General features: G+C 55.0%; 28 protein-coding genes and 2 pseudogenes. 6 read left to right on the top strand and 24 right to left on the bottom strand.

Translation table 11 applies throughout. The annotated features are described in order from the left end of the window. Positions 1-2: 2 nt before the first annotated feature. The 3 genes from gcvP to gcvT form a co-directional block, all read right to left on the bottom strand. Positions 3-3,002 carry an aminomethyl-transferring glycine dehydrogenase gene (gene gcvP / locus XM38_RS14195; RefSeq protein ID WP_080807842.1) on the bottom strand — a complete coding sequence of 1,000 codons (3,000 nt, stop codon included), beginning with the start codon at positions 3,000-3,002 and terminating at the stop codon, positions 3-5. Between the two features lie 223 nt (positions 3,003-3,225). After that, positions 3,226-3,615, bottom strand: a complete 390-nt coding sequence (gene gcvH, locus XM38_RS14190; protein ID WP_080807845.1) for a glycine cleavage system protein GcvH — start codon at positions 3,613-3,615, stop codon at positions 3,226-3,228. A gap of 92 nt (positions 3,616-3,707) precedes the next feature. Then, positions 3,708-4,802 carry a glycine cleavage system aminomethyltransferase GcvT gene (gcvT, locus tag XM38_RS14185; RefSeq protein ID WP_088431693.1) on the bottom strand — a complete coding sequence of 365 codons (1,095 nt, stop codon included), beginning with the start codon at positions 4,800-4,802 and terminating at the stop codon, positions 3,708-3,710. 374 nt (positions 4,803-5,176) lie between these two features. On the opposite strand from gcvT, the pseudogene XM38_RS14180 reads away from it, so the two are divergent. Further along, positions 5,177-5,587: pseudogene (locus XM38_RS14180) on the top strand (transposase); the annotation flags it as partial. Positions 5,588-5,667: 80 nt separating this feature from the next. On the opposite strand, the gene XM38_RS14175 reads toward XM38_RS14180, so the two are convergent. Next, positions 5,668-6,537, bottom strand: a complete 870-nt coding sequence (locus XM38_RS14175) for a DMT family transporter (protein WP_080807848.1) — start codon at positions 6,535-6,537, stop codon at positions 5,668-5,670. Positions 6,538-6,875: 338 nt separating this feature from the next. Next, positions 6,876-7,352, bottom strand: coding sequence for a hypothetical protein (locus XM38_RS14170; protein WP_088430202.1), 477 nt, complete (start codon positions 7,350-7,352; stop codon positions 6,876-6,878). A 234-nt stretch (positions 7,353-7,586) separates the two neighbouring features. Here XM38_RS14170 and XM38_RS14165 point away from each other — a divergent pair, with 234 nt between their 5' ends. Both XM38_RS14165 and XM38_RS14160 read left to right on the top strand, forming a co-directional pair. Next, entirely contained in the window at positions 7,587-7,817 is a 231-nt protein-coding gene (locus XM38_RS14165) for a DUF433 domain-containing protein (protein ID WP_080807183.1), read from the top strand. Then, positions 7,814-8,146, top strand: a complete 333-nt coding sequence (locus tag XM38_RS14160) for a DUF5615 family PIN-like protein (RefSeq protein WP_080807185.1) — start codon at positions 7,814-7,816, stop codon at positions 8,144-8,146. The genes XM38_RS14165 and XM38_RS14160 overlap by 4 nt, the downstream gene beginning before the upstream one ends. 8 nt (positions 8,147-8,154) lie before the next feature. Here the strand turns inward: XM38_RS14160 and XM38_RS29015 are convergent, their stop codons facing one another. The 15 genes and pseudogenes from XM38_RS29015 to XM38_RS14085 all read right to left on the bottom strand — a co-directional run bounded on the left by XM38_RS29015 (position 8,155) and on the right by XM38_RS14085 (position 20,393). Further along, the gene (locus tag XM38_RS29015) at positions 8,155-8,238 is read right to left on the bottom strand and encodes an HNH endonuclease (protein WP_391540811.1); all 84 of its coding nucleotides are present in this window, start codon (positions 8,236-8,238) and stop codon (positions 8,155-8,157) included. Between the two features lie 83 nt (positions 8,239-8,321). After that, a complete protein-coding gene (locus tag XM38_RS14150; RefSeq protein WP_080807854.1) occupies positions 8,322-8,648 on the bottom strand; it encodes a PIN domain-containing protein in 327 nt (108 codons plus the stop codon). Continuing rightward, complete coding sequence (locus XM38_RS14145; protein ID WP_080807856.1) at positions 8,638-8,865, bottom strand: hypothetical protein; 228 nt, start codon at positions 8,863-8,865, stop codon at positions 8,638-8,640. The genes XM38_RS14150 and XM38_RS14145 overlap by 11 nt, the downstream gene beginning before the upstream one ends. Before the next feature lie 240 nt (positions 8,866-9,105). Continuing rightward, positions 9,106-9,987 carry a toll/interleukin-1 receptor domain-containing protein gene (locus XM38_RS14140; RefSeq protein ID WP_080807859.1) on the bottom strand — a complete coding sequence of 294 codons (882 nt, stop codon included), beginning with the start codon at positions 9,985-9,987 and terminating at the stop codon, positions 9,106-9,108. Between the two features lie 113 nt (positions 9,988-10,100). Next, the gene (locus tag XM38_RS14135; protein ID WP_080807862.1) at positions 10,101-10,544 is read right to left on the bottom strand and encodes a hypothetical protein; all 444 of its coding nucleotides are present in this window, start codon (positions 10,542-10,544) and stop codon (positions 10,101-10,103) included. Between the two features lie 4 nt (positions 10,545-10,548). After that, complete coding sequence (locus XM38_RS14130) at positions 10,549-11,034, bottom strand: TIR domain-containing protein (RefSeq protein WP_080807865.1); 486 nt, start codon at positions 11,032-11,034, stop codon at positions 10,549-10,551. 597 nt (positions 11,035-11,631) lie between these two features. Next, positions 11,632-12,588: an NAD-dependent epimerase/dehydratase family protein gene (locus tag XM38_RS14125; RefSeq protein WP_080807868.1), complete on the bottom strand. Its 957-nt coding sequence runs from the start codon at positions 12,586-12,588 to the stop codon at positions 11,632-11,634. 141 nt (positions 12,589-12,729) lie between these two features. After that, positions 12,730-13,158, bottom strand: coding sequence for a GrpB family protein (locus XM38_RS14120; RefSeq protein WP_080807871.1), 429 nt, complete (start codon positions 13,156-13,158; stop codon positions 12,730-12,732). A gap of 324 nt (positions 13,159-13,482) precedes the next feature. Then, positions 13,483-13,737, bottom strand: a complete 255-nt coding sequence (locus XM38_RS14115; RefSeq protein ID WP_080807875.1) for a hypothetical protein — start codon at positions 13,735-13,737, stop codon at positions 13,483-13,485. Between the two features lie 1,260 nt (positions 13,738-14,997). Continuing rightward, positions 14,998-15,177, bottom strand: a pseudogene (locus XM38_RS29360) (hypothetical protein); the annotation flags it as partial. Positions 15,178-15,703: 526 nt separating this feature from the next. Beyond that, a complete protein-coding gene (locus tag XM38_RS14105) occupies positions 15,704-16,186 on the bottom strand; it encodes a T3SS (YopN, CesT) and YbjN peptide-binding chaperone 1 (protein ID WP_088430200.1) in 483 nt (160 codons plus the stop codon). 19 nt (positions 16,187-16,205) lie between these two features. Then, positions 16,206-17,003 (bottom strand): ATP-binding cassette domain-containing protein, encoded by a 798-nt coding sequence (locus tag XM38_RS14100; protein ID WP_080807897.1) that lies wholly within the window; start codon positions 17,001-17,003, stop codon positions 16,206-16,208. After that, entirely contained in the window at positions 17,003-18,175 is a 1,173-nt protein-coding gene (gene devC / locus XM38_RS14095) for an ABC transporter permease DevC (protein ID WP_088431691.1), read from the bottom strand. Before devC (XM38_RS14095) ends, XM38_RS14100 begins: the two co-directional genes overlap by 1 nt. An 11-nt stretch (positions 18,176-18,186) precedes the next feature. Continuing rightward, a complete protein-coding gene (gene devC / locus XM38_RS14090; RefSeq protein ID WP_080807883.1) occupies positions 18,187-19,335 on the bottom strand; it encodes an ABC transporter permease DevC in 1,149 nt (382 codons plus the stop codon). Next, a complete protein-coding gene (locus XM38_RS14085; protein ID WP_225889317.1) occupies positions 19,335-20,393 on the bottom strand; it encodes an efflux RND transporter periplasmic adaptor subunit in 1,059 nt (352 codons plus the stop codon). The genes devC (XM38_RS14090) and XM38_RS14085 overlap by 1 nt, the downstream gene beginning before the upstream one ends. 695 nt (positions 20,394-21,088) lie before the next feature. Here XM38_RS14085 and XM38_RS14080 point away from each other — a divergent pair. Next, complete coding sequence (locus XM38_RS14080; protein ID WP_137455125.1) at positions 21,089-21,505, top strand: hypothetical protein; 417 nt, start codon at positions 21,089-21,091, stop codon at positions 21,503-21,505. Here XM38_RS14080 and XM38_RS14075 read toward each other — a convergent pair. Both XM38_RS14075 and tmk read right to left on the bottom strand, forming a co-directional pair. Beyond that, on the bottom strand, positions 21,439-22,386 hold the full coding sequence (locus XM38_RS14075; RefSeq protein WP_088430198.1) for a DNA polymerase III subunit delta': 948 nt from the start codon (positions 22,384-22,386) through the stop codon (positions 21,439-21,441). The genes XM38_RS14080 and XM38_RS14075 overlap by 67 nt on opposite strands. Beyond that, positions 22,356-23,042 carry a dTMP kinase gene (gene tmk, locus XM38_RS14070; protein WP_080807900.1) on the bottom strand — a complete coding sequence of 229 codons (687 nt, stop codon included), beginning with the start codon at positions 23,040-23,042 and terminating at the stop codon, positions 22,356-22,358. The genes XM38_RS14075 and tmk overlap by 31 nt, the downstream gene beginning before the upstream one ends. Before the next feature lie 394 nt (positions 23,043-23,436). Here tmk and XM38_RS14065 point away from each other — a divergent pair, with 394 nt between their 5' ends. Continuing rightward, the gene (locus tag XM38_RS14065; protein WP_080807903.1) at positions 23,437-23,769 is read left to right on the top strand and encodes a hypothetical protein; all 333 of its coding nucleotides are present in this window, start codon (positions 23,437-23,439) and stop codon (positions 23,767-23,769) included. Between the two features lie 97 nt (positions 23,770-23,866). Here XM38_RS14065 and XM38_RS14060 read toward each other — a convergent pair whose 3' ends face one another. Then, entirely contained in the window at positions 23,867-24,343 is a 477-nt protein-coding gene (locus tag XM38_RS14060; RefSeq protein ID WP_080807906.1) for an FHA domain-containing protein, read from the bottom strand. A gap of 254 nt (positions 24,344-24,597) precedes the next feature. Beyond that, positions 24,598-25,179: a cyclic nucleotide-binding domain-containing protein gene (locus XM38_RS14055; protein ID WP_256995634.1), complete on the bottom strand. Its 582-nt coding sequence runs from the start codon at positions 25,177-25,179 to the stop codon at positions 24,598-24,600. Positions 25,180-25,435: 256 nt separating this feature from the next. Between XM38_RS14055 and XM38_RS14050 the strand changes: the two genes are divergently transcribed. Further along, positions 25,436-26,239 carry an RMD1 family protein gene (locus tag XM38_RS14050; protein WP_088430194.1) on the top strand — a complete coding sequence of 268 codons (804 nt, stop codon included), beginning with the start codon at positions 25,436-25,438 and terminating at the stop codon, positions 26,237-26,239. Positions 26,240-26,267 lie beyond the last annotated feature (28 nt).

Below are 26,267 nucleotides of genomic sequence, written 5' to 3'. Positions count from 1 at the left end.
CCTCAGTCACTATAGGCATCCATGGAGGGGCAGGAACACATCAAGTTGCGATCGCCGTAGGCCTGATCGATGCGGTTCACCGCGGGCCAGAATTTATGCTCTCGTACCCAAGGATAGGGAAATACGGCCTGCTCGCGAGAGTAGGGGCGCTGCCAGTCGACGGTGACCAGGTCGGCGACGGTATGGGGGGCTCGTTTGAGCAGATTGTCCTCGGCGCTGACCTGGCCGCTTTCCACGGCTCGAATCTCTTCCCGAATGGCCATCATGGCTTCGCAGAAGCGATCCAGTTCTGCTAGGGACTCACTTTCGGTGGGCTCCACCATGATGGTGCCTGCCACCGGCCAGGACATGGTGGGGGGATGGAAGCCATAGTCGATCAGGCGCTTGGCCACATCATCGGCGCTGATGCCGGCCTGTTTGCGGAAGGGACGCAGGTCGATGATACACTCATGGGCCACCAGCCCATTGCGGCCGGTGTAGAGAATATCGTAATGGTCCCGCAGCCGATAGGCGACGTAGTTGGCGTTGAGAATGGCCACCTGGGAGGCCTGGGTGAGGCCGGTGGCGCCCATCATGGCGATGTACATCCAGGAAATGGGCAGAATGCTGGCGCTGCCCCAGGGGGCCGATGCGATCGCACCAATGGCCTGCTTTCCTCCCACGCTGGGCGTGAGGCCATGGCTGGGCAAGAAGTCGCGTAAGTGAGCCTGGACACCAATAGGACCCACCCCCGGACCACCACCACCATGAGGGATACAGAAAGTCTTGTGAAGGTTGAGGTGGCAAACATCGGCACCGAAGTCAGCCGGACGGCAGAGGCCCACCTGGGCATTCATATTGGCTCCATCCATATAGACCTGGCCGCCATGGCTGTGGACGATGTCGCAGATGTCCCGGATCGCCGTCTCGAATACCCCATGGGTCGATGGGTAAGTCACCATCAGGGCGGCCAGGTTATCTTGGTGCTGGTCAGCCTTGACCCTGAGGTCAGCCACGTCGATATTGCCGTCTTGATCACAGGCCACAGCCACCACCGTCATGCCAGCCATGACGGCACTGGCGGGATTAGTGCCATGGGCCGATTGGGGAATCAGACAGACCCGACGGTGTCCTTCCCCCCGCTGCTGGTGGTACTGTCGAATCACCAAGAGCCCGGCATATTCTCCCTGGGAGCCAGCATTGGGCTGCAGGGAAATGGCAGCAAACCCAGTAATCTCGGCCAACCAGCTCTCTAATTCCTGAAACAAGTAGCGATAGCCTCGCACCTGATCCAACGGGGCAAAGGGATGGATCTGGCTGAACTCTGGCCAGGTAATCGGCACCATCTCCGCCGTGGCGTTCAGCTTCATGGTACAGGAGCCCAAGGGAATCATGCCGGTGGTCAGGGAGAAGTCCTTGCCCTGGAGCCGATGCAAATAGCGCAGCATTTCCGTCTCAGAGCGATGATTGTGGAAGACGGGATGACTCAGATAGGGGCTGGTGCGGGCCAACTGTTCGGGAATAGCCAGAGATTGCCCGTCCAGGGTGAGCTCCGTAGGGGCAGGGGACTCTGAATCGCAGGCAAACACCTGCAGCAGCTCCTGGACATCTTGCGGCGTGGTGGTTTCGTCCAAGGAAACCCCTAGGGTTTGATTGTCAATCAGCCGCAGATTCATATGCTTGGCAGCGGCTTGGGCCAGAATGGCGGCCTGGGTTTGGCCGATGTCAACCCGTAGAGTGTCGAAATAGGGGGTGTCAGCCAAGGTATATCCCAGAGCCCGTAGCCCTTGGGCTAAGGCCACCGTCAGCTGATGCACCCGAGTAGCAATACGCTGCAATCCGTCGGGACCGTGGTAGACCGCATACATGCTGGCGATGATGGCCAGCAGGACTTGAGCGGTACAGATATTACTAGTGGCAGCATCGCGGCGGATATGTTGCTCCCGAGTCTGCAGCGCCAGTCGCAGGGCCAGAGTGCCATGGTTGTCCTTAGAGACGCCGACTAGGCGGCCAGGCAACTTCCGGGCAAAGGCGGAGCGGGTGGCGAAAAAGGCGGCATGGGGACCGCCAAAACCCAGGGGTACCCCAAAACGCTGGCTATTGCCCACGGCGATATCGGCGCCGAATTCACCGGGAGGCTTGAGCAGGGTAAGGCTAAGCAGATCGGTGGCTACCGTCACTAGGGCCTTGTGGTCATGGGCCTGGTGGATCAGCTCACCGTAGTCATAGATGGCCCCATCGCTGGCCGGGTATTGCAGTAGCAGACCAAAGTAGCTGTCGTCAGGGGTGAACTGCCGATAGTCTCCCACAACAACTTCGATGTCTAGGGGTAGGGCCCGGGTCTTCACGACCTCTAGGGTCTGGGGATGACAGGCCGCTGACACCCAAAAGCGCCGCGCTTTCTTGTTTTTACGTAGATTGAAGCTCATGGTCATGGCTTCGGCGGCGGCGGTGCCCTCATCCAGCAGGGAGGCGTTGGCGATCTCTAACCCGGTTAGGTCGGTGACCATCGTCTGAAAGTTGAGCAATGCCTCCAGACGACCCTGGGCAATCTCGGGTTGATAGGGGGTGTATTGGGTATACCAACCGGGATTCTCTAGAACATTGCGCTGAATGACGGTGGGAATCTTGGTGTTGTGGTAGCCCAGGCCGATGTAGGAGCGCCAGACCTGGTTTTGCGATGCGATCGCACGGAGCCGTTGCAATGCCTCAGTTTCCTCCAGGCCAGGTGCTAACTGTAGGGGCTGGACCAGGCGAATGTCAGCCGGAATCACCGCATCAGTCAGGGCATCTAGGGAGTCATACCCCAGCCGTTGCAACATGGTTTCAATGGCTGCAGGGCCAGGGCCAATATGTCGTCTGGCAAAGTCTGTTGCCCCATTAGCGGCTGCATCTATGGTGGATTGACCAACGGTCTGTTGACGACGGCCATTAGCCGTTTGCCGTCCTAACGTCGTAGGTGCGCCCAAGGAGGAGATACCCTTGGTAACCGTTGTATCTGACCCGTAGAAAGACTGCGACATACTCAATAATCGTGAAAAAGCATCTAGGCCGTGGCCTACTATCCACACCTTAAGGGGGATAGTGACCTAGCACCACCCTATACATTGTGTAACAAATTCTAAGGGCAGACCCAGGCAGGTCCAGTTGCAGGACTATCCATACGCCATAGTTGTCCGCAGAAGCCGGGAGTGCTCAGCTAAGACCCCACGAGAGCGCTTAGGATCAGCGTCCATTAGGCCGCGATCATGCTTCGACTTGATCTTTATACTCTTCCGCCGACATGGCATCATCGAGATCCTCAAGATTCTCAGCCTTGACCTTAACTAACCAGGCATCGCCATAGGGATCATCTGCCAACTGTTCTGGGGCATCCAACAGCGTCTCATTGCGCTCAATCACATCCCCACTCAGAGGAGCCTTCAAATCTTCAACCGCTTTCACCGATTCAACGGTGCCAAATTTTTCCCCTTTCTCGATGGCATCTCCGACCTCAGGCAATTCCAGAAACACGATGTCACCCAATTGATCCACGGCAAAGGCCGTAATCCCAACCGTAACAACATCATCTTCATCGAGCCGGGCATATTCATGGGTATCGAGATATTTCAGATTAGTCGGATATTCGAACGCCATAGTGCCTCCTGCCTCTTGAATCCACCAATCACACACTGGTTCTGTCAGTGTCGCATGAGCAACCACTGATAGCACAGCTATTCCAGCACATTTCAGGTCCTAGCGCGATAAAACGGCCGCTTTACTACCGTAGCCGTCCGCCCCTGGCCCCGAATCTCTATGGTCACAGCCTGACCCACCTGGCCTAACTCAGGCGGTACATAGGCCAGGGCGATGGGATACCCCAGACTGGGGGACAGCGTGCCGCTGGTCACCTCACCCACGGGTTGATCGTCTTGGAGGACCGGGTACCCGTGGCGAGCGATATGTCGTCCCTCCATCCGTAGGCCCACTAATTTTCGAGATACCCCCTGCTGTTTTTGCTGCTCCAATATTGGGCGGCCTAGGAAATCTCCCTTACGGTCTAGGTGCACTAGCCACCCCAATCCCGCCTCCAAGGGCGTAGTTGCTTCCGTAATATCCTGACCGTAGAGGGCCATGGCCGCTTCTAAACGCAGAGTGTCGCGGGCCCCGAGGCCACAGGGGGTAACCTCCGCCTGCAGCAGTGCCGACCAGAGACGACGGCCCGTTTCGGCGGGCACCATAATCTCAAAACCATCTTCCCCGGTATAGCCGGTGCGGGCCAAGAATGCCGGTTGCCCCCAGAGAGTGGCTTCCCCATGGCAATAGCGCTTGATGGTAGACAGATCGATGTCCACCAAGGCCTGCAACTTGGTCGCCGCGTAGGGACCTTGCACCGCTAGCAGCACTTGCTCTGCTGAGAGATCTTGCAGCTCAATGGTGGGCTCCAGCGCTTGACGCAACCAGGCCTTATCTTTGGCAGTCGTGGCTGCATTGACGATGGTGACTACCCGCTCCCCCTGGCTATCATCCTCCTGGCGATACAGGAGCAGATCGTCAACAATGCCAGCCTCAGGGGTCAACAATACTGTGTATTGAGCCTTACCCGGTTGCAGGCGACTCAAATCTGTCGGGACTAACCCATCCAGGGCAGCCAAGAGGCCAGGGCCCCGCAGGACAAATTTACCCATGTGGGAAATATCAAATACCCCAGCTTGCTGCCGCACCGCTCGATGTTCCTGTTTGATGCCGGCATACTGCACGGGCATTTCCCAACCCGCGAAGTCCACTATGCGAGCGTTTTGGTCTAAGAGCAGGTCATACAAGGGGGTGCGTTGGGATGCCATGGCAATGGGGCAGTAGATCAACAGGGCCAATTGTACGGCAATCCTCTACAGCCCACGGCAGCAAATCTGGCTAGCTAAGCACCTATCTGCATAGGGAAAGGTCCCGCAGACATACCCACCAATGCCCCTACTGACAAGGATGCCAACTATAGCCATCCTTAATTATTTTTGAGAGCAAAGCACAACGGCTGAGATAGAAGAACTCAAAGCGTTCATCAGTAAAGAGAGAGACGGGCGACAGGTGAAGCAAGCGCTGGCCGTCAAGCTGTTGTATCAGGGGGCTATGAAGCGATTGTGGTCATCTTGGACGTCTCGATGGGCTCTATCAGTAACTGGAAACTCGCCTATGAAGCCGAAGGCGTGAGACTTACTATGGCGCCCTTGACTTGCTGAGCAAGCGGGTGTTGCTAGCCGCCCATCCAGCAGGCAACACGACGTGCACCATTGCTTATCTCAAGTTTTTGCAGCAGCAGTTTGCTGGTCAACGATTACTCGTGGTGTGGGATGGAGCCAGCTACCATCGTTCCAAAGACCTACAAGCTTTTCTCAAAGAGGTCAATCAGGGCTTGCCAGAAGCCCAGTGGCACATTCACTGTGTCCGCTTTGCGCCCAACGACCCGAGTCAGAATCCGATTGAGGATGTCTGGTTGCAGGCGAAGACATGGCTACGGTCGTTAGCCGGACTGAAGCCTTGTTTTACAGCCCTCAAGGCGCTATTTGAGCAGTTTTTCAAGCTTGATGTGTTTGATTTTCCAAAGATGCATCAGTACGGTCGATTCTCATAATTCAAATAGGATCGCTATAGACAGTTGGGTCCTCGATCGAAACGCTACTCAGCTAGTGGTTAAGAAGATGTAGATGTTTGTCAAACGTTTGAATCAACGCTCAATGCAGTCACTGTGACCAAAATCAGTCCCATGCCGAAGATTTGTGGGCCTACCAGGCTTTCATTTAAGACCACTACGCCGAATAGCGACGCGATGACGGGTTCGATCATTGCCAGGATTGAGGCTATGGCCGGTGCGATACGGTTCAGGCCGACGATATAAAGGACGAACGATAATCCCGCGCCAAACACGCCCAGTGCCACGAACAGCGGCCAATCCGGCGTGCTTAGGACTCCAACGGTCTGATTGACATCGCCCGGCCAGATCAGGATGGTGGCAAGTACTGCGAACGCTATCGTGAGAATCGCCTGCGGGCTGCCGTGCGGTGCCGCATACTTGAAGCCGAGAATAAATACCGCGTAGGACAGCCCGGCAAGCAGCCCGGCACCCACACCGATCGACGTGACACTGCCCGCGCCGACATCGTAAATCTGGGTAAGTAACACAATGCCAAACATCACTACCGCGATCGCGGCCAAATTCAACGCGGTGGGTCTTTCGAGCTTTAGTGCGAATGACACGAGATACACGAACACGGGTGCGCAGTACATCAGTGTAGCCGCAATCGCGATACTGCCCTGCGCGATGCTCACGAAATAAAACGCGAAATTGCCAGCTACGCCGAGACCGGCAATCGCTGACCAGAACCATAATTGGCGACTGGCCAATCCGCTACCACTCGGGCGCAACGCTAGCCAGACGAAGACGAACAGCAGACCGATCACGCCCCGGTAGAACGACACCACGAATGCGTCCCAGCCGTCGGCCATCAAAATACCGCCGATCCCGCCTGATACCCCCCAGCAGAGAGCCGCTAGCACCACGTAAACCGTACTTGTGCTCGTCATTTGATCTCCTGGTTACATGGTGAAAACTAGAAGGTTAGCGGTGGTGAGTAGAGTGGGCATTGCCTTATCTAAGACTTTGATGGTATCTGTGATCTGTTCAATGCCAACTTTCTCCTAAAATGGGTGGGCAAGTTGAGATTTTTGAGCTTTGCCAAGGTTATCGACAAGATGTTTATCCACCTTACTCACCACTTGCGTCTGTTACCTGTGAGTAGTGATGGCTTAGCCTGAGGGTGTTGGGTTTCGTGCCTCAACCCAATCTACGGTGATATGCGATCGCACTGCGTTGTATGGTTGAGTACAGTTGGCAAAGGTGGGGTTTGAGGCTGAAGGCCTCATCACCGTCGCCTGGATGGAGATCGACTCGCACCATACATTAAGGAAATCAGTATCCCCTCGACCAATAGCACCATGACCCAGAAGAATAGTTCAAGCAGTAGAAGCGATACCGGCTCATGGAACATGTTAAACGGCGTGTGGAACTCGAAATATAACGCCATCAAAGCCCACAAAATCACAGCGAATGCAACACCGCGTTTGATTGTGCTTTTGGGGAAACTTGGTTCAATATAGGTAAAGACTAATCCATGCACAATGCCGATAACCGTAACAATTGCCATGTAGAGGGGGCTGTTAGTAAACATCAAGGGAAGCGGTTCCAGCTCAAATAAAACCGCTATAAATTTTTCACTCTGTATATCTGGATCAAAGAGAATTGGCTTACCAATTTGGAAAAATAAGAGATTGCTAACAACATTAGCTATAGCAAAGGCTATGGCTCCGGCAATTCCCCCTCTGACTAGTTTGAACAGCATAGTAACTCTAGGCTTGCTTATTAGAAGGTCCTGTGTTCTAGGACTGGTAGATTTGCTACATCTGGGATCGTAATAGATACAAAACCATTACACGGCAAGTCTCATCCGTATAACGGTGAAGCTCAACGGCGGCAGACAACCTCTTGCCTCAGATCGACCAACTAATCGCCGTCCGTTGCAGCGAGGTGTTAGCCTGCTTTAGACTTAGGTATGCACAAGCAGCCTGTCCGTATTATGAGCTATCGCGACATCATTACGATTGAGCCTGATAAGCGTGGTGGCAAGCCATGCATCCGCCGGATGCGGATTACGGTCTACGATGTCTTGGGCTGGTTAGCGGCTGGTATGTCTACCGCTGAAATCATTGACGACTTTCCAGAATTAACGGAAACTGACATTAGGGCTTGTTTAGAGTTCGCAGCTGATCGCGAACATCGTTTAGTTGCATCGGTGAGTGCTGCTTGAAGCTGCTGTTTGACCAAAACCTTAGCCGTAAGCTGATTAATCGGTTGGCTGATATTTTTCCTGAATCCAGCCACGTTCAATTCCATGACCTAGCTGAGAAAACAGATACTGAAATCTGGGATTTTGCTAAGCTCAATGACTTTTGCATAGTGACGCAAGATGCAGATTTCTCTGAAAGAAGTCGGCTTTATGGCTCTCCACCCAAAGTTGTTTGGTTGCGATGTGGCAATGCACCAACTAATCAAGTCGAAGCATTAATTCGTTCCGGAGCAACAGCAATTCAAGAACTCTTGAACAATCCCGAGTTGCACTGTCTGGAACTTCATTAGTGTTCTTTTCAACGACCATTGAACTTGGATAAATTGCACTGATAACAAAGGGGCTGTATGTTGTCGATGTCATCTGTGCCACCAGCGGTCAGTAGTGAAGTAGTGAAGTAGGGTGGGCAAAACCATAATAGACACCCCTTGCTATCGTCTCTAAGCTTTGTTTGCCCACCTTTTTTCAGTGGTGGGCATTGTAGGTTGAGTATGGGTTAGCAAGGATCTCGGAAAAGATAATGCCCACCGTACAATTATACTGGCTAAAGCCTGTGAGTGTTGGGTTTCGTGTCTCAACCCAACCTACGGCGATATGCGATCGCACTAATTCATCAACTCTTGCTAGGTTTGCTTCAACTCGTCCTGACTTTCTGGCTCCATAACACAGCTCACCAATGACAATGCTTGGAATGAAAACTTCACTGACTTGAGCAAGATTGTCTTTAACGATCGCCTCATCTGCAAGAAGTGCAATAACGATGTTGGTATCGAGCAAAAACCTACCACTCACTAATATCGACTCGCTCACAATCTTGCTCGATCGCCTCACGCATTAATTGAAGGTCATCAGAGGGAATTGAACCAGCGAAACGTAACAATTGATGCCCTGGTGTACCTCGGACTTCCGCTTTTACCAGCGATCGAACGAATTCAAGCACCTGCCTTTGCAAGGGTTGAGGCATGACCTTCAATTGTTCAACAACCTCGTCGATGATAGGAATACTCATATTGCCCTCCTTATTGCCATCTTACACCGCTTACTGAGAGAGCGGTAGAAGAGCAGCCTTTAATGCTGACCGAGGGTTACAGGTATTGCCTTCACCGAGGGCTTCAGCCGCATAACGTCGAAGTTGAGCGGCGGCCAATATTTTTGCATCGATGCCGGGATTATAAATTCCGTCCGCTCCTGTGTAGGGTTAGGCGGCAGGGCCAGGGCATTGTCTACACCAGAGATTATGTTAAGTCATTTACCTAAACTTCAATACGTAATTTAATATTGATCGCCACCACCTCTTCCTAGGAGCTGGGTAAATGTTGTCCACCACTTTATACGATCCGTTCAAGTTTTGAACTTTATATAATTGCTGATTTGTTTCATTGTATATATGTCGGTATTTTTGATCCCTTAATGAATACCATCTAAGATACCAATATTCCTTTGTCTCGGCAACGTACCCATCGCCTCCATTAGGTTTCACTTGAATGTCTAATATTAGATAGGTAGATGGGTTATGTTCGTTTGATATTATCCACTTTTTCTGACTATGTTGAACTAAGAGATTATTTATCCTTTTATACGCTCCGCCATTCACGTCGAAATGGTTTTCAAGTTTCTTCAATTTTATCTTTGGCAGTTGCTTGTATACGGAGTATTCTGCTCCAATTGCAGCTGCAACCAAATCTTGAATAGCCCTGTAGCCGTCCCAGCTGCCACCTATTGAAACACACAATTTCCTCCATTCATTAGCATCATTTTGGTCATTGGATAAATCGCACCATATTATGTCACTTAGCAGGTCAGGTACTCCGAGCTTATCTAAAACGACTGGAATAGATTTTCCCTGAATGCTTCCTGGGTCTTCTGCACGAGCCGTTTCTAACTCTTCTCTACACCATTCAGAATCGAGGAATTCTCTTGTGCATACGAATATAACCTTTCGAGATGATCTAATATAATCCCGTATGGTGCCTGCAATACGTTGTCCTGGCAGAAAATCTTGGTGATCTATTACATAATTTACTTTCCAAACTTTTAGCTTTGGTAGTAGATATGCTTTCACCCAGTCAAAATCGGTTCTTCGGTAGCTAATGAAAACGTAGTCATCAGATTTATTTTGGTAGCTAGTCATATTGATATTGGTGCTCTGGTAGCCTAACCTGCCGCTTCAATCTCTATAGACAACCACTGCTTCACAACCGATCAAATCTCGGCGGTTGGTTTGCGAGTAGATGTTAGGTTTATTTAACTCAGCACTGTTGCTTTTGTAACCCATACCAAAACTGCAAGGGATAAATAAAAACCCCATATAGAGAAAGACCTTAGCGCTTCTACTTGAAGAATACTCATCTTGCCAACAGGCGAAATCGAATACAGATCCTGTTCTGTTATTTGCTTATTGTGCAGCTTTCGGATAAATGCATTGTATGAACTGCGAAACGCTTTCTCAAGCGCTAAGTAATATGTATCCAATGCCGCAAATGCTACAATTGGAAGCAATGCTATCCATGCATATTCCGGCTTCCCTTTATCAGCCACTAGGACTAACACAGCGGCGACCAAGCTAACGCACCAAGCTTTGCAGGCCGAGCTGTTACTGGACATTCGTTGAATCACGTTCTGAATAATTCCAAGATGAGTTTGGATCGAAGATGATTCGGGGTCTATATCAAGGAAAGTGTTTTCCATGTGCTTAGTTTTGCTTATTTTTTATGGCCCAGCGGATCCAATTTTCAACATTTTTAGCAATCTCATCATATGCATTCAATGGGCTAGGGTCATAGCACGTAACGAGGGAAGACAACTTTGTTCCGCTCTCAAGCTGTAGCTCATCAAAAGGATTTTTTCCTTTTTTACTAAAACCATTTCTGGGACACTTTAGATTATGGATGTAAATACCCAAGAGCGCTCGCTGATCATTCCAGGCCTTTTTAATTTCATATTTCACCCAAGGCCTGTTTGCTGTATCAGAACCGATCAAAACTATAACGCAGCGCTTGTATTTCATATTATCTTCAATCCAGCGTTCAACAGCAGTCTCACCTGTACGCTTCAACCGTTCCCAATCATTTGGCGAAGCGGGTGAATTTCCTTCGAGTATGCCAATGTTTCTTATTTGCTGAACGCGCATCACATCATTGTCAAAATGAAAGCTATAAAACACTGGAATTTTTGCCATGTCTGTCTCCTTATATGATTTCTTGCAGCATAACGGCGTAGTTGTGCGGCTGGGCAGCACGTTTCAAGTGTAGCCGATAGTTTTCGCTCAGACCGCTCCAACACAGGGTTCGGGGGCCAACCTTCTGGCGGGGGCGGCCACGATCGCAACCTGAACTCATCCCACTGACCAATCGCTCAAAACCACTCACCCTAGGCCATTCACCGATATCGACTGGGACCTCGGCTACTGACCCACCGTTGACAAAGCGTAACCTTGGCCAGTTGGCAGACCCCGCACACCCACCGAGCGCACTCGTCGATACCGCCATTCGCGATTAAGATCCTGAGGCAAGCAACCGCCAGGATCTGTTGGGACTGTTGAGACTTAATCAATCGCTAACAATACTTACCCTGACGCTGCTGACGACAACTTTTTGAAACCTGTCGCGAGTTGGAATCACTGAGTTGAACTCAACTGAACAACGGCCGATTGCTCCACCGCCAGTCAGACCCTTGGTAGAATTTCTCTCTCGATTGCCGACGAACGGCTCGCCGATAAGCTGCAGGCGCCGAAGGCGACCGTCAGCTTCATCGGCTTGTTAGACCGCATCATCTGTCACTCCCCAAGCCCCGACCTTTCCCATTCCACTGTGCGCCGCAAGGCCTCGTCGAGCGGGACTGGCGAAACGTACTCGAGGTCAAAGCGCAACGCCGCAGTGTCAGTCCACAGATGGAATCGCCAGTCCACCGGCTGCCGAAGATCATCCGGCAGCTCGGATCGCGGCACTGCGACGACATCGCCTCCCCAACCGGCCACGCGTGCGATTCGCTCTACCCACTCGCGCTCGGTGAAAGTGGGTTCATCGCCAACGTTGTAGACATGACCTACGCCGCGGGGATCCATGACCGCCAATGCCACTGCAGCGGCAACGTTTTCGACGAAGCCTCGCGTCCAGCGCCAGCTGGCCTGTCCCTCCTCAAGGAGGATTTGAGCTTGGCGGTCCGTCATGCGCTGCAGGTAAGGCCGCAGCCGGTGCTGTCTGTCCCCAGGGCCGTAGACGGCAGGAAGCCGCAGGACGGTTGCGGGAAGTGCTGGCTCACCCAGCAAGAGCTGCTCGACCAGAATCTTCTCGTAGTCTTGCGCGTACCCGAAGTTCATTTCGTGGCCCCGATAGGGATACCGCGTCTCACGAAGCGGCGCGTTCTCCAATAACGGCACCGGATCAGGTGGAGCCGTGGCTTTCCCGCGAAATCCGTCGTAGTTGCGATAGACATCGCCGCTGCTGACCGCGACAACCCGGCCTCCTGTGCCCCGGAAGATATCGACAATCTGTTGCGTCTGCTGCTCGGTGTATAGGATCAGGTCGAGTATCACATCGGGTGCAAATCGTTCGAGCTCAGCCCGGCAATCAGTTAGCCGATCGCGGTTACCTCGGATCTCGCGTACGTCTTCTGGCGGACTCTGAACCGTCTCTCCCCGGTGCAGCACGGCAACTTCATGCCCCCGGTCGATCAATAGAGGGAGAACGTTCTGGCCGATGAAGCCCGTCGCGCCGATTGCCAGCACTTTCATTCGCAACCGTCCTCAATGCCGTCTAACGGCTCGCGGCTCACCGGCGCAGGGTGCGCCGACGGCCAGCCGAAGTAGTGAGCTTGCAAAATAGCGAAGCGGTAATCCAGACGCACCGGCCCTGCGTCCGCGTGCAGCCGCTGGTTATGCCGCGCCTGAGGGCAAACCCGCCCAAGCTCGCGCCCGCTCCAGCAACGACGCCATGACGTCTGCCTTCCGTTCCGAGTACGCAAGTAAGCGCCCGGTCGCTCTTGCCGCCTCGCGCTTCCGGCAGTAGTGGCGCCCGGGCACGCCCGCCTCTCCCAAGCACACGTACCCCGACTGGCTCAGCGTAGCCAGCACTCGCTCGGATGGCGGATAATGCCGCAGCCCGATCAACACGTCCACGACTGGCTTGGCGGTGAGGCCCGGAACCGCCGTGCTCCCGAAGTGCTCGGCGGCGACCGCTTCAGGGCTGAGCAGAGGGAGGAGCGCGGCCTGCTCGCACTTGAAGGCTTCGGGCCATGCCGGATCGTAGGCAACGACCTCAACGGGTTCGTCCACGTCGTTTCGGCTGTACTCATTCGGCGGCATAGCGTTGCTTGCGCGGCATAACTATGTATTAAGTGCCAGATCTGCTGGATAAGACCCCCTATACCCCACATTATCTATCAGATCTACGGGATAATACCCGGTTTTTAAGGAATTAAACGGACTATTTGATTGATAAGTCCGAGGTCTCAGGGTGTTATCGAGCAGATTTTATGGTTAATCCTGGAGATTAGGGATGTTATCCGTCAAAACTGCTGGATAATACCTCCAATGCCGGGCTTATCTAGTGGTCAATCTCCTCAACGAAAAGAAGCACCCCGAAGGATGCCCCTGCTGTAGACCAACAAAGAGTTCAGTTAATCGCAGTTACTCAGCCTTGGCCGTCGCGGGTCGGCGAGACCGTTGAAACTGTTGTTTCAGATTATCGATCACCTCATCCAGGCTGATGCCCTTCCCGCTGGTCTTGATAGATTTATAAGCCGCTCGGGCGGCGGTGTAGGCTTCACTGCCGGTATCTTTCACCAAGAAACACAATTGGCTCAGGGCCTGCAGGATCGGGTTCAGGGTTTCGAAGAGTTCGAGATCACGATGGGCGGCGTCAGGAATTGAGACATATCCCACCCATGTCTCTGCCCAAAAAAATCTACAGCAGGGGATCACTACCCTATGACTGCTAGTTTCCCACCTAGGGTCATCAACTAAAGAAACATCCATGTTACTAAAGGTGATAGCGGTATCTAGTTAAGAAACATCCATGTTGTTAAAAGTGATAGTGGTATCTCTCCGAGTGATAGTGGTATCTAGTTAAGAAACATTGATGTTACTAAAGGTGATAGTGGTACCTCGTTAAAAAACATTCATGTTACTAAACGAGCTAGCGGCACCTCGTTAAAAAACATCTATGTTACTAAAGGTGATAGTGGTATCTCTTTCGCATCAAACGGGTTGTTTAAATCCCTCAGGGTTATCGCTGCAAGTGCTAGCAGTAGGGATGGAGACGGTAAGCGAGGGGGCTGCTGAAGTACTGAAGGATCATCGCCTTCGACGATGTCCTGTCTTAATGGCATGGCTACTGCTGCCTGGGTTCCAGCAGCGGTCTAGGAGTCAGCCCGACTCGTGAAAGTGGCCCCGCCTATCTCTTCAGACGCTGCGCTTCCTCTATAGCGGCAGCCATTATGGTTATATCAAATCCGGTTAATTCACCTAGGAAAACAGTTCTCTGTCATTGTTCTGAAAGTAAACACGATTTTCATCGTTTGGTGTGGCGCGTCAGCGCCATGGACGATTCCCGCCGCTGCAGGAATCCAGGGCGTCAAGCCTGGCCCCACGACATCTACCCCAAATGCCAGGACGCCTCCTCACCGATGCAACGTGATCTAGACCACCCACAGATCAGCCCTTCCGCTGGGTCCAGGGCGGTGGTTCGACTGCGTTGCTCCTGCAGTTCGACTTCGCTCACTACGAGCGGAGCCGCTTTGCGAACACCACAGGCGGTTTGCCCTGGTCGTCGGAGTCCGAGGGGAACGAAATCCCCTCGGGTGAGCCCTCTGATTAAGACAGCCAAGTGCGGTCTTATCGAGATCTACCACCACCCACCGACAGCCGCAGGTCCAGGGCAGGCGTACCCCGAGGGCATAGCCAGAATCCCATCCCTGAAAATCTCCGCCGAGAAGTTCTGTGCGGATAGCACAGCCCTCTGCCTGGATTCCAGGTCGCGCTGCGCTTGCCCGGAATGACGGATTGCAGTTGTGATACATCATCGTAATGTTGCCTGTCTTAGCGGATTTGATATAGTGCCCCTCGACTCCGCTCGGGGTGAACGGCATCTAAGCAAAGTGACTACCGCTATGGTTATGGGGACAGCACAGTTGCTGTTGATGATCAGGGACTGGGTTGAGCTTCTAGGTGCAGCAGAAACTCCAACAGCTCTTCGTCGCTGAGGTCGTGGCGGGAGCGTTTGCCGTAGGTGGCTTCTAGGTATTCGCGTCCCTGGGCTACGGTCCATCCCAGCCGCTGCAGTTCTACATCTGTCTGGGCGATGATGTCGGAGAGGTCGATGGGGGTATCTCCTGGGGCAGTCGGGGCAGCGGCATTGTTGACGGAGGTAGGCGGTGCTGACGGTTGAGGTGGAGAGGCAGAACCGTTGCAGGGATGGGTAGTCGTCGGGTCTGGTTTCGGGGGAGTTGCTTGAGCACTGGCAGGCGCGGCAGGGGGCTGAGTCGGCTCCTCTGTAGGGGAATCTGAGGACTTGTTTGCAGGAGCTGGCGCTTTCGCAGCGGCGGGCGGCGGGGATTTTGCCGGGGGTGCTGGCGTTGCTTCTGACTCAGGAAAGGCGTCTGATTTTGGGGATGGCGGGTCAGTGGTGTCGCCCAAGTCTATGGCCTGCAAGGCCCGCAGCTTGGCCCGGTCTTCGGCGGCTTCTACGGTGGTGGCGGCGGCGAGGCTGGAGGCGACGACGATGCCGTTGATGGCCACCTGCGATCGCACCACGAAGTTACCGTCATGGACCATCAGCAGGTCGGCGGTGAGGCTAGCGGTGGGATAGCGGCGATGCAGCCGCGTCAGCAGGGAGCTCAGCATAGGGCGTTTACGATTTGGCTAGGCGGTCGACGGCCCGTTGGCCGCCGAACCGCTGGGCGATGATGTCGTCGTAGGTATCGGCGATGGTGACCACCGAGAGAATGCAGGTCTGCAGCTCCATCAGGTCCATATTCTCGCCCCCCAAGACACTCTCGGAGAACAGCACCTGATTGGCCTCGTCTAGATGGAAGGCGCCGAAGCGCATGCGTCGGTTCTCCGTCAGCAGGAAGTGCATCAGCTGGGCGTTGATGCTGCTGCCCACGGTGACACAACTGGTGGCCCGCACCGTGGCCAGATCCGCCGCTTCCCAGGGATGCACCTCCCAGGGCAGCACTTCGATTTCCACCAGGGTAGAGCCATAGAGACTGTCGAAGCGAGGCTGGTCAGTGTCGGCCCGCACTGTCTCTTTAAACAGATTAGAGGACTGCAGATAGTCGGCGACTTTGCGGTAGCTCAGTTCTTGAATCTGACTGGCGAAGGAAATGGTCATGGGAGGGGGTGACGGGGATTTACAGAATAAACATGCGCCGATCTAGGGCCTTGGGATCGTGGGAGGCGATGAAGTGCTCTAGGTTATCGTCGGCTTCCAGGGTGCCATCGACCAGATTGATGATGCGGTCGGCCACATCCAGGATACGGTTGTCGTGGGTCACCATCAGGATAGTGCGGTTTTCTTCCTGGGCCAGCCGCTGCATCAGCATCACCACATCGCGGCCGGATTTCTTGTCTAGGGCGGCGGTGGGTTCGTCGGCCAGGATCAGCTGGGGTTGGTTGACCAGGGCCCGTGCGATCGCAACCCGCTGCTTCTGACCGCCAGAGAGGGCCTCCGGCTTATAGTCGGCCCGATCCTTGAGGCCGAGCTGGGTGAGGATATCTAGGGCCTGCTGCCGCTTGCTCTGGAAGCGACCGGTCAACTCCACCGCCATCTCCACATTCTGCGCCGCCGTCAAGGACTCAAATAAGTTATGGGACTGGAAGATAAAGCCGATGTTGCGCCGCACCGCCACCAGCTGGCGATCATTGAGGCCCACCAGCTCCCGTCCCAACACCTGCAGGCTGCCGTCGCTGGCCCGCCGCAGGGCCCCAATCAGGGTCAGCAGCGTGGTCTTACCAGAGCCGGAGGGGCCGGTCATGATCACGATCTGGCCCTTAGGCAGATCCAGACCGATATCGAATAGCACCTGCTTCCGCAGGTCTCCCCGACCGAAGGCATAATTCAGCCCGCGCACCCGCACCGCCAGGTCTGCCTCTGCAGAGGCTGTGGCTGCCTCTGGGGCTGCAGACTGGGACGATGGGGCCGGGTCCATTAGTTAAACACCTCCGCCGGATCGGCAGATTGCACCTTGCGCATGGCCATGGCCCCTGAAATCAAACACATCAGCAGGGTGAGCCCATAGAGAGCAAGCACGCGGGTTAGGGTCATTTTGAAGACCAAGCCGGTGGTGCCGGCTGCCAGAGCATACAGCAAACTGCTGACCAAGAACCCAGGAATGAAGCCGATCATAGACAACAGCACGCTTTCTTGAATCACCACCCCGATAAAAAATTGATTGTTGTAACCCATGGCTTTTAGGGTGGCATATTCTGACCAGTGATCGGCCACATCGGTGTAGAGAATCTGATAGACCAGGATGATGCCCACCACGAAGCCCATCACCGTCAGCAGGGTGAAGACGAAGCCGATGTTGGTATTGTCCTGCCAGTAGATGCGCTCCCGCTGCACGAACCCCTCCGGGCCATCCCGCGGCAACACCAGCACATCATTGGGCAGGGTATCCCGCAGGGTTTGCACCAGCCGCTCGATATCGGCGTCGGGGGCCACCTTGATTAAGCCGATGTCGGCGGTGGCAAAGCTGCGCTCATCTTCCTCGGGCCCGCGGTTGGCAAAGTAGCGCAGGAAGTTGACATCACTCATGATCAGGTTGCCATTGCCGGCGGCAAAGTCGGTGCCCAAGCTGAAGGTGCCGACGATGTGGATCCGGCGCTCGGCCAGTTCGCTGCTGAGGCCGGCTCGGGTGGGCCCCACTTCGGCCCGGGCCTGGGTGTCGATCAGGGCGGTATTAGGTTGTTTTAAGGCCTCTAAGTTGGCCAGCACCCCTGGTAGGGGCAGCACTGGGTCGGCCAGGTTAAAGGCCAGCACTCGTACCGGCCGGGTCTTGCGGGTTTCGGGGTTTTTCCAGTTGGCCTCGCTGGTGTAGAGGGGATAGGCATCGACGACCCCAGCCAGGGCCCGGGCCTGGTAGAGGCGGCGTCGGGCGAAGGAGCGGGGCACAAACATGGTGGTCTTGAGCCGGTTGATCACGATGATCTCGCCGTTGAGCCGCTGCAGCAGCTGCAATTGGCTGTCGTAGAGGGCATTCATGAAGCCGTTGAAGAGGAACATCAGCAGCACCGCAAAGCTGACGCCGGCCAGGGAGGTGAGAAACTTACGCCGATCGTGGATCAGGTTGAGCAGGGCTAGGGGAGTGCGCCTGAACATGGGCCTGAACATCAGCCGAACACCTCCGCCGGATCGGCGGTGACGGCCCGCCGCACCGATATCAGGCCGGAGAGGCCACACATGAGAATGGTCAGGGCCAGCACGAAGACGACGCGAAACCCGGTCATGGTAATGGGCAGGCTGCCGGCCGTCGCTGTCACCGTCAGGGTGTAGAGCCCCAGGGAGACGACCAGCCCCGGCACATAGCCCATCAGGGCTAATAGCACCGATTCCTGCAGCACCACGATGAATAGATACCGACCGCTGTAGCCCATGGCCTTCAGGGTGGCGTATTCCCGCAGGTGATCGCGAATGTCGGAGTAGAGAATCTGGTAGACAATCACCACGCCCACGACCAGGGAGACGATCACCCCGAGGCCGAAGATGAAGCCGATGGAGGTAGTCTGAATCCAGAAGCGACTATCGCGGGCGATGATTTGCTCCTTGGTCAGCACCAGCACGTCTTCTGGCAGTTGCGATCGCATCGCTGCCGCCACCCGCTCAGGCACCGCCCCTGGTTGCAGCTGGATCAGGCCCAGATTAATCGTATCCAGGGGCCGCGGCGCCAGGAAGCGACGGAAGTTCTGGTCGCTCATGATCACGGTGCCATCGGCGGCGAAGCCGCCCCCCAGGGTATATTGGCCGCCGATCACCACCCGTCGTCGGTCGGCTTCGGTTTCCAGGCCCGGGGTTTGGGGGCCAAATTCTGGCCGCGACAACCGATCGAACAACACCGTGTTGGGCCGCTGCAACTGCTCGATGGTCTCGGGGCGCTGCAGTTCTGGCATCAGGAACACCGGGTCCTCGGGGTTGATGCCATAGACAAACATGGCCCGGCTGATGCGGGTCTCGGGATTGCGCCAGAGAATGTAATCGGTATAGAGGGGCATCACCTGCTTTACCCCGGCAATACCCCCCGCCTGATATAGGCGCTCCCGGGGAAAGGGCTCGGTGCTGCTGAGTTCTAAGGACTGGGGCGAGATCAGGAACAACTCCGCATTGAGCTGGGTATAGACATTGGTGGCCGTAGCAATCAAGGCCCCCAGAAAGCCCAGATTCATAAAGATCAGCAGCACCGCGAAGGCCACCCCAAAGATGGCCACGGTCAGCCGGGTGCGATCGCGCAGTAAGTTGTACCAGGCTAACGGGACCCGTTTCATTATCCTTGCGGGCTAGGCACCGCTGGGCTGAGAGTTTCCTCGGTAGTCGGCTCGATGTCGATGGCCACATCCACTTGCAGGTTAGTCAACCCTGCCACTATTTCGCTATCATCGGGGGCAATCCGAATCCGCACCTCCACCACTCGGGCATCGGCATTGGCGGCGGGGTCATCATCGAGGACATCGTTTTTAAAAATCTGCAGTCCCACCTGCTCCACAGTGCCGCTTAGGGTCTGGTCGAAGGCGCCATTGCGGCTGGTGATGGTGGCCGCTTGCCCCACCTCCACCTGCTCCACATCGGTCTCATGGACTTCTGCTACCACATACATCTGCTCGGTATTGCCCAGGGCCAAGACCGGGCTACCCTCCAGATTCGAGACGGCCTCCCCCGGCTCCACATAGAGCCGCAACACCTGGCCAGCGCGGGGGGCACGCACCAGGGTCCGCTCCAGTTGTTCCTCGGCCAGGGCCAGATTGCGGGCAGCCGAATCTACCCGAGTTTGGGCTTGGGCCAGGGTGAGATTGGCCTGGGCCGAGTTTACCTGGGCCTGGGCATTGCTGAGATCACTGACCCGAGCCTGTTGCAGCTGCAGCTTGCTGGCCTCGGCACTGGCGAGATCTGCCTGTAGGCGATCCACATCGGCCTGCTGGCGATCCAAGTCCTGGCGGGGAATGGCGCCGTTCTCATACAGTTGTCGAAACCGGTTTAGGTCCAGTTGAGCCAGCCTGAGTTCGGCCTGGAGCCCTTCAATGCGAGAGGTCTGAGCCGCGATAGCAGCCGCCTGGGGCCGATCGATCTGGTCAATGCGGGTGTTGGCCTCGCGAATGCGAGACTCCCCTGCCTGGGTCTCTGCCGCCAGAATGGATTGGGCCTCGCTCAGTTGACTGGCGGCATAGTCGCGCTCGGCCAGCCGCACCTCGTAGAGATCGAGATAGGCCACGACCTGATTCGCCTCGACTCGCTCCCCTTCCTCCACGACAATGCGGCTGATGCGACCACTGTCGGGGGCGGCTACATCCACCACCCGGCCCTCGGGTTCCAGCCGCCCCAGGGCCACTACCTGCACCTGACGGGGAGGGGGCTGGCTGGCTTCCTCTTGGGCGGGCCTGACGGGACTGTAGGATATTGCGGGTCACCCACCAGGAGACGCCTCCTAAAAATATTAAGGCGCCAATCAGCAACCATACTGTCTTGAGGGATCTGGGTTCAGTACGGCTAGCAGTCATAGCGTCACGCCAGTAATGATCGGGTAATAAATGGATCGAGATATCGCTTCTATCCTAAACGCTAGGACCATCGGGGGAAAGCGGGGGAGGGCTTTTGGGTAGTGGCGGTAGACCTCGGTAAGGCCATGCTTAATTGTGTAGCTCGGGGTGCTCACCCGGGGAAATTTCGCTTTCCCCGGACCCCTACGACCCGGGCGTGCCGCCGCCTGGACCTGCGGAAGGGCTATTGATCAGCCGTCGTGAATCGCGTTGCATTGGCAAGGTGTGGTAAACCTCGGTAAGACCACACTTGGTTTTCCAAGCCAGAGCGCTCGCCCGAGGGGATTCGCTCCCCTCGGACTCCGACGACCAGGGCAAACCGCTGCCCTGGACCTGCGGACGGGCATGTCGATTAGCAGTGCTGGATCGCGTCGCATCGGCACGGTAGCAATAAATTTTGAATTTTGAATTGAAGCCCGCTGCCTTTTCCGCGCTGCTGCCCTGGACCTGCGGCAGGGCTGGTCGATTGGTCGTTAGGTTTTCTGCCTTGGGCCCGGCAACCGCGCCCCTACCCTCTATCCGCTATCGACCGACTCACCCGCCCAATCACCGTTTGACAGGGAGCCAAACCATTCACTCACTCAAAACTCAAAACTCAAAACTCAGCCCTCCAGGCAAGCTCCGCCACACCCCATCACCCATCACCCCATCACCCCATCACCCCATCACCCCATCACCCATCCCCCATCACCCCATCACCCCATCACCCCATCACCCCATCACCCCATCACCCCATCACCCCATCACCCCATCACCCCTAAGCCCTTCGGGCAGGCTCCGCCAACACCCCACCACCTATCTACCCGTCACTCTTCACCCTTCACTCTTCACTAAACATCACCCCACCATCTCCATCCAGGCCACCTCCCACACCAGCCGCGGCTGCACGAAGCTGCGCAGCTGACGGCGGGCTTGCTCTAATCGCTGTAGGATGGCCAGGGTGGTGAGGCCCTGTTGCCAGTAATGCTGCTGCAGGTAATCGATCAGCCAGAGTTGGGTCTCGGTATCCAGGGTGCTAGTGATGTGGCGGGCGCGTTCTAAGGCGTCCCGCAGGCTGCGGGGAGGACGGTGCAGGGTGGTTAGCAAGTCGGCGGGGATGGTCTGCAGCTGTTGCCAACATGCGATCGCATGGCCGGGACTGCCCTGGGCCATGGCCAATACCTCGGGGTGCCGCAGAATATCTGTATGCCCAGTCTGCTGCAGCACCTGCTGCAGATCCGCAGCCGCCAAGCGCACAAACGGAATCGTCTGACAGCGAGAGATCAACGTAGGTAGCAGGGTCGTGGCGTCCGGCGCCAGCAGAATCAAGGTGGCCCGACCGGGCTCCTCCAAGGTTTTCAGCAGGCCATTGGCGGCGGCTTCCGCCATGGTTTCGGCGGCCTCGATTATCACCAAAGACTGAGCCGCCTCCAGGGCCGGGCGACTGAGAAAGCCTCCGATCTGTCGCACCTGTTCCAGCCGGATCTGGGGCGGACTCTTACGGCGCAGGCCCAACTCCATGGCCTCTGCTACCGTCACCGGCCGACCCTGGTGCAAGTAGGTTGGCTCCACCCAAAGCAGATCAGGATGATTGCCCTGCTGCAGGCGATGGCGTAAGTTACCTGCCTGACTAGATGGAGTGTGCAAGAGCCACTCAGCCAAGGCCAAAGCGGCTCGCCGTCGTCCCACGCCCTCTGGACCGGCAAAGAGATAGGCAGGGGCGACTCGCTGCTGTTGCACGGCCCGGGTTAGCAAGGCTACTGCTGTCGATTGGCCTACGAGACCGGAGAAAGGGGACGATACCATCGCTGCAAGCGCTGCATCACAATTGTTTGGATCTGCTGAGTCACCTCAGTCACGGGAGCTGCCGCAGCCACTGGCACAATCCGCTGGGGATGAGCCGCTGCTAAGGCTTCAAAGCCCTGTTGCACTCGTTGATGAAAGGCCACATCAGCCTGCTCCATGCGGTCAATGCTGCCCCGTTGGCGACTACGAGCCAACCCTGTGGTTGCCCCCAGCTGCAGCCACAGGGTCAAATCAGGGACTAAACCGCCAGTGGCGATTTGGTTGAGCTGCTCAATCAAGGTTAAATCTATGCCACGGCCATAGCCTTGGTAGGCCACGGTTGAATCCACATAGCGATCGCATAGAATTAAACAGCCCCGAGCCAACGCCGGGGATAGAACCTCCTCTACATGCTGGGCCCGATCCGCGGCGTAGAGCAATAATTCCGTGCGAGCGGCAATGGCAGTCGTGGTGGTTTGAGTCAGTAACAGCTGACGTAATTCCCCGCCTAAAGGGGTTCCCCCTGGTTCCCGAGTGATGATGATATCGCCAATCTGACCTTGGCCCCGGAGCGCTTGAATCAGTGGCTGAGTCCGTAACCAACGGTGTAAATACCCCAATTGAGTTGTCTTGCCACAGCCTTCTATCCCTTCCAAGACAATAAGTTTTCCTTGCATAGCTGGTCCTGCCCCATCGAAATCCTTAAATCATTTGCCCTAGGCATTGAGACAAGCGCGGCATTTCCTTAAGAATTAGTAACATAATCTACAATCTAGCCTGGTAAAGGATGCAAGCTTGAGGGTAATCCTGAGCAAGAAATTAAGCTAGGGGCTCCAAACTGACAGCGTGACAAGAGCCTGATTGTGACTGTGATAGCCTGATACAGTCCTCATCTTTAGGATAAAGGGTGACCTTGCTAAGCTATTAGTATTCCTTAGTCTGCAGGATGTCGAGCGCTCTGAACCCCTGAGGTTACCGGAGTCAATCGAGGAAACTTAGCTGACAGCAGCTTATTCCTGATAGTTCGTGCCCACGTGTGTACCCGCTAGATGCTCTCCATCGGAAAAAGCCATGGCTCGATACACCAATTTGTTTAAGACAGCAAACTCCATCCCGACCTTGCGTCAGTCCTTGATTAGCACTCTGCAATCGTGCGATTTTAACTTGATCTACGAGACGGCAGATTATCTGGTGGCAAAGGAAAAGCCTGGGCAGGTTTCCATCAGCCAACTAGCCACCATCGAGTTGCTGATTAATCCTCCCACGTCTCAAGATCAGGAGGTCAAGATCAGCCTGGTGGTCAAGAATGAAGAGCTGCCCCTACGGCGCAACAACCACTGCCAGAAAGTGTTTGAAGTCGTCAATCAAGCCATTTCCACCTCGACCCTCTGGCAACCGTCCTAGCATCTGCAGCGCTACCTAACCACCTAACAGGGGATGGGCGATGTCTCGACGTGAGGTGCGACGTACTAGTGCCAATTAATGCTTAATTAATGCTTAATTAATGCTTAGAGATGCTGGGCGGTTCCATGCCATCATCATCTTCGGCCATCTTTTCATCAGTCTCCTCTTCTACCATGTTGGGGCTGATGAGGGTAATGTCGAATTCGTCTGGCGGTAAGGTGGAGGAGGCATCTCGCTTGAGCTGATAATAAATCGCGCGAGCTTGGGGGCCAAATACGATCTCGTCTTCGTTTTTCAAATCATGGGCCTGTAATTTGCGGCCGTTAATCAACATGCCATTGGCACTAGGCTTGCCCTTCAGATTGCCATCGACAATGCGGTAGTAATAGGAATTGTCGTCCTTGGGTAGCTGCACCAACGTGGCATGGTGACGAGACACAAACTGGGATGATAGCCGTATATCACACTTGGGGTCGCGACCGATGGAATACACCGACCCATCCAGAGTGATCTCTCGGCGGCCCTTACTATCTTCGACGATTAAAATGCTGTTGAGATGCGGTTCTGAAGCCATTCTCGGGAGCTGAGTTCAAGGGTGAATAGAGCTATAGATTGAGCCAGATAAGGCGAAATAGTTTGAGCTAGCCAACGCTCTACATCTGAGCGCTATCTGACTTGCCAGCAGTCGCAACTACTAGATCGAATGATATAGATCGAATGATAAAGCCTGCCAGCCCAGAGACTTGAGCAGATTGATGCCTCCATTGCTATCCTACCAGTGTGACATCAGGGACTGTTCCGCGCCAGTAGCTCCCCTCTAGGACGAGTCTACTCTGGCTCTGAGGTGGGCCAATCGGCCTCAGTGGGGGCCGTCGGGTTATCGCGCAGTCGACGCATCAACCAATCGAAGCGGATACCTCCAAGGGAAATCGTTTCGGCCATATCGCGGGAACATTCTTGATCCGACAGCACTACCGGTTGCCAATGTTCGCCCTCGAGGTGCTGAACGGTGGTGCGTAGCCGGCTAGAGAGTAGGATCGCCAGGGCTCGGTAGAATCGAGCGGCGAAGCGGCTGTCCTGCTGAAGCATTGACTGCAGGGGGGACCAAGGAATGGCCAGTAACAATGCCGGAGTAGCGGCTGTCACCGTGGCTGACGGCGGCCGGGTGTCAACAAAGGACATTTCTCCCACGACTTCGCCGCTGGATAGCTCAGCGATAATTTGATCGGGCCAGGAGGCTACGGACACATGGAGAGTGCCATCGAGCAGCAGATAAATGGCCTCAGCCTGCTGTTGCTGTCGAATCAAGACATCGCCGGCATGGAACTCTAAGCGTTGCCCTACGGTTAGTAGCCAATCAATATCATCATCCTCTAGCACTCCCAAAACAAATAACACACGTTTCATCATGGTTGCCTAACTGTCATCTGCGGTGACCAACTCATCGGCATAGACGCGCTATAGATAAGCTCGATATATTGCCTCTGTCAGGTAGCTTAGGTCATTCGGTATTGCCTGAGGGCCCAACCTGGGAGCCACGCCAGTACCGTTGGTCATGGTGTGGCGAGATACCCCATGGCCGTCGGCACCCCATTGGGGTGACCAACCATCCCGACTGATCCCAGACCATACTTGGGATCAATCCTAGCCAACCACCTATGTTCAAATGTCTACCCTACTGTTTCCCGATCAGGACGTTATTCAAGCACGAGCCTATTTTTTAGGCCAAAGCATCGATCTCAAACCCTTTAGTGATCCAGTAACCAGCATGATGTCACCCCTGATGACTACCATTGGTGAGTCGGGGCAAGCGGTTGTCTTTGACTATGGGGCGTTTGTGGTATTTGGGGCGTCGCCCTGCCAAGAGACGGCCTTCCTGGAGCGGGTGCAGGCCCACACCCAGGACTGTTTTGAGCATCCTGAGACGGAGGCCGTGATGATTCGCTTGCGGCCAAGCAATGCTGGCAAGGTGGAGGATGGTGTCGTCTGGTTATCCCAGTTTGATCCGGCTAGCCTGCAGTTGGTGGCAGAGGTGCTGGCCAAGAGTGTTGTCCTGGCTCACTATGAGGTTGGGGCAGCCCAGGTCTTTGATCAAATTGAACCCTTTGCTGTCAGCTTGCAACAACCTGGGCAAAACCGCCATCGTGGGCAGGAGCTGCTGAAGCAAATTGGCAATACCCTCTTGATTCAGCATAAGACGGTGGGACGGGTGGAAATCATTGATAAGCCGGAACTGCTGTGGGAGTATCCAGAGCTGGATCGACTGTATCTACGCCTAGAGGATGAGTACGAAATTCGCGAGCGCCATGCTGCCCTCGACCGTAAGTTGGAGCTAGTTGCCCGCACCGCTGAAACGGCCTTGGATTTACAACAACAAAATACGGGCCTGCGGTTGGAGTTGTATGTGGTGATTTTGATCGTGATTGAGGTGATTTTGTCCCTCTATGACCTATTTATCCACAGGGCATAGAGATCGCCTGTATTAACGATCGCGTGTA

Origin of the sequence: Halomicronema hongdechloris C2206 (assembly GCF_002075285.3) — a bacterium.
Classification (GTDB): domain Bacteria; phylum Cyanobacteriota; class Cyanobacteriia; order Phormidesmidales; family Phormidesmidaceae; genus Halomicronema_B; species Halomicronema_B hongdechloris.
This window is presented reverse-complemented; position numbering and strand designations above follow the sequence as displayed.

What these genes read in the sequence shown, in the direction of transcription:
- gcvP (WP_080807842.1), bottom strand. Translation starts at nt 3,002, where the DNA reads ATGTCGCAGTCTTTCTACGGGTCAGATACAACGGTTACCAAGGGTATC.
- gcvH (WP_080807845.1), bottom strand. Translation starts at nt 3,615, where the DNA reads ATGGCGTTCGAATATCCGACTAATCTGAAATATCTCGATACCCATGAA.
- gcvT (WP_088431693.1), bottom strand. Translation starts at nt 4,802, where the DNA reads ATGGCATCCCAACGCACCCCCTTGTATGACCTGCTCTTAGACCAAAAC.
- XM38_RS14175 (WP_080807848.1), bottom strand. Translation starts at nt 6,537, where the DNA reads ATGACGAGCACAAGTACGGTTTACGTGGTGCTAGCGGCTCTCTGCTGG.
- XM38_RS14170 (WP_088430202.1), bottom strand. Translation starts at nt 7,352, where the DNA reads ATGCTGTTCAAACTAGTCAGAGGGGGAATTGCCGGAGCCATAGCCTTT.
- XM38_RS14165 (WP_080807183.1), top strand. Translation starts at nt 7,587, where the DNA reads ATGAGCTATCGCGACATCATTACGATTGAGCCTGATAAGCGTGGTGGC.
- XM38_RS14145 (WP_080807856.1), bottom strand. Translation starts at nt 8,865, where the DNA reads ATGAGTATTCCTATCATCGACGAGGTTGTTGAACAATTGAAGGTCATG.
- XM38_RS14140 (WP_080807859.1), bottom strand. Translation starts at nt 9,987, where the DNA reads ATGACTAGCTACCAAAATAAATCTGATGACTACGTTTTCATTAGCTAC.
- XM38_RS14135 (WP_080807862.1), bottom strand. Translation starts at nt 10,544, where the DNA reads ATGGAAAACACTTTCCTTGATATAGACCCCGAATCATCTTCGATCCAA.
- XM38_RS14130 (WP_080807865.1), bottom strand. Translation starts at nt 11,034, where the DNA reads ATGGCAAAAATTCCAGTGTTTTATAGCTTTCATTTTGACAATGATGTG.
- XM38_RS14125 (WP_080807868.1), bottom strand. Translation starts at nt 12,588, where the DNA reads ATGAAAGTGCTGGCAATCGGCGCGACGGGCTTCATCGGCCAGAACGTT.
- XM38_RS14120 (WP_080807871.1), bottom strand. Translation starts at nt 13,158, where the DNA reads ATGCCGCCGAATGAGTACAGCCGAAACGACGTGGACGAACCCGTTGAG.
- XM38_RS14105 (WP_088430200.1), bottom strand. Translation starts at nt 16,186, where the DNA reads ATGACCATTTCCTTCGCCAGTCAGATTCAAGAACTGAGCTACCGCAAA.
- XM38_RS14100 (WP_080807897.1), bottom strand. Translation starts at nt 17,003, where the DNA reads ATGGACCCGGCCCCATCGTCCCAGTCTGCAGCCCCAGAGGCAGCCACA.
- devC (WP_088431691.1), bottom strand. Translation starts at nt 18,175, where the DNA reads ATGTTCAGGCGCACTCCCCTAGCCCTGCTCAACCTGATCCACGATCGG.
- devC (WP_080807883.1), bottom strand. Translation starts at nt 19,335, where the DNA reads ATGAAACGGGTCCCGTTAGCCTGGTACAACTTACTGCGCGATCGCACC.
- XM38_RS14075 (WP_088430198.1), bottom strand. Translation starts at nt 22,386, where the DNA reads ATGGTATCGTCCCCTTTCTCCGGTCTCGTAGGCCAATCGACAGCAGTA.
- tmk (WP_080807900.1), bottom strand. Translation starts at nt 23,042, where the DNA reads ATGCAAGGAAAACTTATTGTCTTGGAAGGGATAGAAGGCTGTGGCAAG.
- XM38_RS14065 (WP_080807903.1), top strand. Translation starts at nt 23,437, where the DNA reads ATGGCTCGATACACCAATTTGTTTAAGACAGCAAACTCCATCCCGACC.
- XM38_RS14060 (WP_080807906.1), bottom strand. Translation starts at nt 24,343, where the DNA reads ATGGCTTCAGAACCGCATCTCAACAGCATTTTAATCGTCGAAGATAGT.
- XM38_RS14055 (WP_256995634.1), bottom strand. Translation starts at nt 25,179, where the DNA reads ATGATGAAACGTGTGTTATTTGTTTTGGGAGTGCTAGAGGATGATGAT.
- XM38_RS14050 (WP_088430194.1), top strand. Translation starts at nt 25,436, where the DNA reads ATGTCTACCCTACTGTTTCCCGATCAGGACGTTATTCAAGCACGAGCC.